General features: G+C 57.9%; 6 protein-coding genes. 1 reads left to right on the top strand and 5 read right to left on the bottom strand.

The window, feature by feature from the left end; translation table 11 throughout:
• The 3 genes from rplW to rplC all read right to left on the bottom strand — a co-directional run.
• Window positions 1–244 (bottom strand): 50S ribosomal protein L23 (gene rplW / locus ACIY1O_RS17480; protein WP_397476365.1); only part of this gene is annotated, 244 nt, incomplete at its 3' end.
• A complete protein-coding gene (gene rplD, locus ACIY1O_RS17475) occupies window positions 241–861 on the bottom strand; it encodes a 50S ribosomal protein L4 (protein ID WP_397476364.1) in 621 nt (206 codons plus the stop codon). The genes rplW and rplD, both read right to left, overlap by 4 nt.
• Window positions 862–864: 3 nt before the next feature.
• The gene (gene rplC / locus ACIY1O_RS17470) at window positions 865–1551 is read right to left on the bottom strand and encodes a 50S ribosomal protein L3 (RefSeq protein WP_397476363.1); all 687 of its coding nucleotides are present in this window, start codon (window positions 1549–1551) and stop codon (window positions 865–867) included.
• Window positions 1552–1900: 349 nt separating this feature from the next.
• On the opposite strand from rplC, the gene guaD reads away from it, so the two are divergent.
• Entirely contained in the window at window positions 1901–3244 is a 1344-nt protein-coding gene (guaD, locus tag ACIY1O_RS17465; protein WP_397476362.1) for a guanine deaminase, read from the top strand.
• Window positions 3245–3323: 79 nt separating this feature from the next.
• Here guaD and ACIY1O_RS17460 read toward each other — a convergent pair whose 3' ends face one another.
• Window positions 3324–4088, bottom strand: coding sequence for a sulfite exporter TauE/SafE family protein (locus ACIY1O_RS17460; RefSeq protein WP_397476361.1), 765 nt, complete (start codon window positions 4086–4088; stop codon window positions 3324–3326).
• Between the two features lie 110 nt (window positions 4089–4198).
• Window positions 4199–4510: a 30S ribosomal protein S10 gene (rpsJ, locus tag ACIY1O_RS17455; protein WP_319283687.1), complete on the bottom strand. Its 312-nt coding sequence runs from the start codon at window positions 4508–4510 to the stop codon at window positions 4199–4201.
• Between the last annotated feature and the right edge of the window lie 111 nt (window positions 4511–4621).

Genomic DNA, 4621 nt, shown 5'->3' with positions numbered 1-4621 from the left:
CCTTGCGCTCGTTACGGCGGCTACCCATGAAACGGCCAAAGCGCTTTTGCTTGCCCTTGCGGTTCAAGACCTGGACCGACTCGACCTCAACCTTGAACAGGAGTTCGACGGCTGCCTTGATTTCAGGCTTGGTAGCGTCAGCTACGACACGAAAAGCGATTTGCTGATTTTTTTCGGCGACGAACGTGGCCTTTTCGGTCACGACGGGCGCCAAGATGATTTGCATTAAGCGTTCGGCTTTCATCCCAACATCTCCTCGAGTTGAGCGATAGCCGGCTTCGTGATCAACACTTTCTTGTAGTGGATCAGGGAAAGCGGATCGGCATAACGCGGTTCAACCACGGCAACGTGAGGCAGGTTGCGCGTAGCGAGATAGACGTTTTCGTCGAGCACGTCGGTGATGATCAGCACCGATTCGAGACCCATGCCCTTGAGCTTGGCCGCAGCCTGCTTGGTCTTGGGCGAATCGAGTTCGAAGCTGTCGACGACGGCGATACGGTCTTCACGGGCCAATTGCGAAAGAATCGCGCGCAAACCGGCGCGGTACATCTTCTTGTTGACCTTGTGGGAGAAGTTCTCGTCGGGCGAGCTGGGGAATGCGCGACCACCTCCACGCCAGATGGGCGAGGACGTCATGCCGGCACGAGCACGACCGGTGCCTTTTTGGCGCCACGGCTTCTTGGTGCTGTGCTTGACGGTTCCGCGATCTTTCTGTGCACGGGTGCCGCTGCGCGCGTTGGCCTGGAAAGCCACCACAATCTGGTGCACCAGCGCTTCGTTGAAATCGCGACCGAACACGGTGTCGGGTGCTGCAACGGTAGACGAGGATTGACCCTGGTCATTCAGGAGCTTCAGTTCCATCTTTTAGGCTCCTTTCTTGGGGGCTTTGACAGCCAAACGCACGACGACGTCGCCATTTTTGCTGCCAGGGACAGCGCCCCTGACCAGCAACAGGCCGCGTTCGGCGTCGACACGAACAATGTCGAGGTTCTGTACGGTGCGCGTAACATCGCCAAGGTGCCCGGCCATTTTCTTGCCGGGGAAGACGCGACCGGGATCCTGGGCCATGCCGATAGAGCCAGGCACGCGGTGCGAGATCGAGTTACCGTGCGAATTGCGCTGACCAGCAAAGTGGTGGCGCTTGATGGTGCCGGCGAAACCTTTACCAATAGTGGTACCGGTTACGTCGACCTTCTGGCCGGCCTCGAACACGCTATCGACGGCCAACACAGAACCAGCCGAAAATTCGGCGGCTTTGGCGGGATCGAGACGGAATTCTTTGAGGATGCTGCCGGCTTCAACGCCGGCCTTGGCGTAGTGTCCTGCTTGCGGCTTGGTGACGCGCGATGCGCGGCGCGTGCCGTATGCTACTTGCACTGCTGCGTAACCATCAACTTCTGGCGACTTGACCTGGGTAACACGGTTGTTCGACACGTCCAGTACTGTTACCGGGATGGACTCGCCTTCCTCGGTAAAAATACGGGTCATGCCAACCTTGCGCCCCACGAGTCCCAGCCGATGCGCGGCAGGCGTAGGTGTCGGGTTCGACATCGTTTTCTCCATTCCCAACTACGATTGGTCGGGGCTAATTTAAATATGCGCGACATTTTTAAGGCGGTGCACCACCGCCCCTAGCATTTTTCGGCTAAGTTCTCCACTATACCATAGCTTTTTATTTTTTTGCAAGCGCGTCGTCGCAGCTGTGTTGGTGCAACGTGAGAATGCCCGGTATGTGCAAAGTAGAAATGTCCGGTTCAATGATGTAAACGACACCATGAAGGCGGATAGGGACAATGATCACGATGAGCCAGAAGGAACTAAGCCGGCTGCAGGTCGTTCAGCTGGCGATAAACGTCCCGGCTGGGCTACTATCGGCATGTCATTTCTTACCGGAGCAGGCATGGTTGCACCTTCCCAATCCAGGGCCTTGCGCGGCCCCGTCGTCACTCTATCGGGGAACCCGTTCGAGCAACCTGATCGCGAAGCTCTACATTATGAATCCGACGGCCTGATCCTGATCGACGACGGCCGCATAACGGCCGTGGGCAACTATGATCTTCTCCGGGACGACATCGGCACTCGCCCCGTTACCCACTACCCCAACTCCCTGATCCTGCCCGGCTTCATCGACACCCACGTCCATTACCCTCAAACTCAAATGATCGGTGCGTATGGTGCGCAACTGATCGACTGGCTCAACGAGTACACCTTTGTCACTGAGCAACAGTTTGCCGAGCCGGCCCATGCGCGGGCGGTGTCGCGGGTATTTCTTGAGGAATGCCTAAGGGTCGGCACCACCACGGCACTTGTCTACTGTACGGTGCATCCCGCATCAGTCGAAGCTTTTTTCGAGACCGCGCTGGAATACGACATGCGCATGATCGCTGGCAAGGTGCTCATGGACCGGAACGCACCCGCGGAATTGTCCGACACGGCGCAGTCGGGCTATGACGACTCTTTGGCCCTGATGAACAAGTGGCACGGCCGGCGCCGACTGCTTTATGCGGTAACGCCCCGTTTCGCGCCGACAAGCACCCCCGCCCAGCTGGAAGCAGCAAGTGCGCTCTGGAAGCTTCGACCGGACGCCTACATGCAGACCCACTTGTCGGAAAATCTGGCGGAACTTGAATGGGTCGCGCAACTGTTCCCACAGCACAAAGACTACTTCGACGTTTACGAGCAATACGGCCTGGCGGGCCCTCGGGCGGTGTTCGGCCATTCCATCCACCTGTCTGAACGCGAATGGCTACGGCTTGCTGAAACGGACTCTTCCGTGGCCCATTGCCCAACCTCGAACGGGTTTTTGGGCAGCGGCCTATTCGACTTCAAGCGCGCCAGGCAGCCAGAGCCTCCCGCCAGGCCGGTTCGCACCGGTCTGGCCACTGATGTGGGCGCGGGAACCTCGCTGTCCATGCTGCAGACCATGGGCCAAGCTTACAAAATCGGGCAATTAGGCGGCTATTCGCTATCTGCGGCCAAGGCGCTGTATCTTGCGACCCGGGGGGCCGCTGAGGCATTGCACTTAGAGGACAAGATCGGCTCCATCGAGCCGGGAATGGAAGCTGATCTTTTGGTGCTTGATCTGAACTCCACTCCACTGATCAATTTCCGCATGCGGTACTGCAAGGACATTCACGAAGCTTTGTTCGTGCAGATGACGATGGCCGACGATCGGGCAACGCAGGCAGTATATGTGAATGGCAGGCTTGCTTATTCTCGCGAGCCTGCTGAAGCGCTGCTTTAACGGCGATTGCGGCATAAGTCATTAACCGTGCACGGCTCGAGCCGCTTGGTTTTCAGAACCGCATTCCGGCACTTGAAGTTCAAAAAAGCACTTGCGAGAATCCATCCCACAATAGCTTCAAACCTGCGCAGAACAGGAACACATACATCAACTTGTTGAACAACACGGCATTGACGCGGTCGTGCATCCACACACCAAGCTTGACCCCCACGACTGCCGCCGGCGCCAGCAGCAACGAGGTACCCAGGTTTTCGGCGCTTAGCTGGCCCAGCAGGCCGTAGGGTATCAGCTTGACGTAGTTGACCCCTGCAAAATAGATGGTGACCGTGCCGACGAAAACGCTTTTATCCAGCTTCTTGGGTAAAAGATAGATCATCAGTGGCGGCCCGCCGGCATGAGCGACGAAGCTTGTGTATCCCGACATTCCCGACCATAGCCAGCATGCCGGTCGGTCGGGCAAGGAAAGGCCCAGTCGCACACGCCCGCCAAGCCAGTACCGCAATGCAAACAGCGAAGCCATGGCGCCGATCAGGATTTCAAGGAAGGCTTCGCTGACGTAGCGGAAAGTAAGCGCGCCGATGATGATGCCGACCACGGCTGGAGGCAGGAGCCTGAACATCAACGCGCGGTCCCAGAGCCGCAACCATGCCTTGACGCCGGTAACGTCCATCACGCACAGTATCGGCAGCATGATGCCCGCGGCCTGGATGGGGGATGTCACCAAAGCCAACAAGGGCACGGCCAGCATGCCCAGGCCACCTGCAAACCCGCCTTTTCCGATCCCTACAATCAATACCGCCGGCACAGCGATCAGATAGAACAGCGGGTCGTCAATGAATGCCACGACGCGGCTTCTCCTTGAAATGCAACAAAGCCCTCCGGGGGGGAGGGCTTTGCGGGCCGGCGCCATGTCAGCAAGACAGTGACCCCGGCTGTCATTGAAACCAATGATTATTACTGCAGCGCGATCTCGACATCGACACCGGCCGGCAAATCCAGGCGCATCAGAGCGTCAACGGTTTTGTCGGTAGGATCGACGATGTCCATAAGACGTTGGTGCGTACGCATTTCGAATTGATCGCGCGCCGTCTTGTTGACGTGGGGCGAGCTCAACAAGTCGTAGCGGCGGATACGAGTGGGAAGCGGAACGGGGCCGCGAACCACTGCACCAGTGCGCTTGGCGGTTTCGACAATTTCGGCTGCCGACTGATCGATCAGCTTGTAGTCGAACGCTTTCAAACGGATGCGGATTTTCTGGTTTTTCATGGTGTTTCCTAAAGAACGAAATCGGCGGGAAGGACTCTTCCCGCCTAAGTGCAGGGCTTACTTGGTGATTTTAGCCACCACGCCGGCGCCCACGGTACGGCCGCCTTCGCG

The organism is Pusillimonas sp., assembly GCF_044464525.1.
Lineage (GTDB): Bacteria > Pseudomonadota > Gammaproteobacteria > Burkholderiales > Burkholderiaceae_B > Pusillimonas.
This window is presented reverse-complemented; position numbering and strand designations above follow the sequence as displayed.

Bases quoted from the DNA above. Each gene is read 5' to 3' on its own strand.
- guaD (WP_397476362.1), top strand. From the start codon at position 1,901: ATGGTTGCACCTTCCCAATCCAGGGCCTTGCGCGGCCCCGTCGTCACT.
- rpsJ (WP_319283687.1), bottom strand. From the start codon at position 4,510: ATGAAAAACCAGAAAATCCGCATCCGTTTGAAAGCGTTCGACTACAAG.
- rplC (WP_397476363.1), bottom strand. From the start codon at position 1,551: ATGTCGAACCCGACACCTACGCCTGCCGCGCATCGGCTGGGACTCGTG.
- rplD (WP_397476364.1), bottom strand. From the start codon at position 861: ATGGAACTGAAGCTCCTGAATGACCAGGGTCAATCCTCGTCTACCGTT.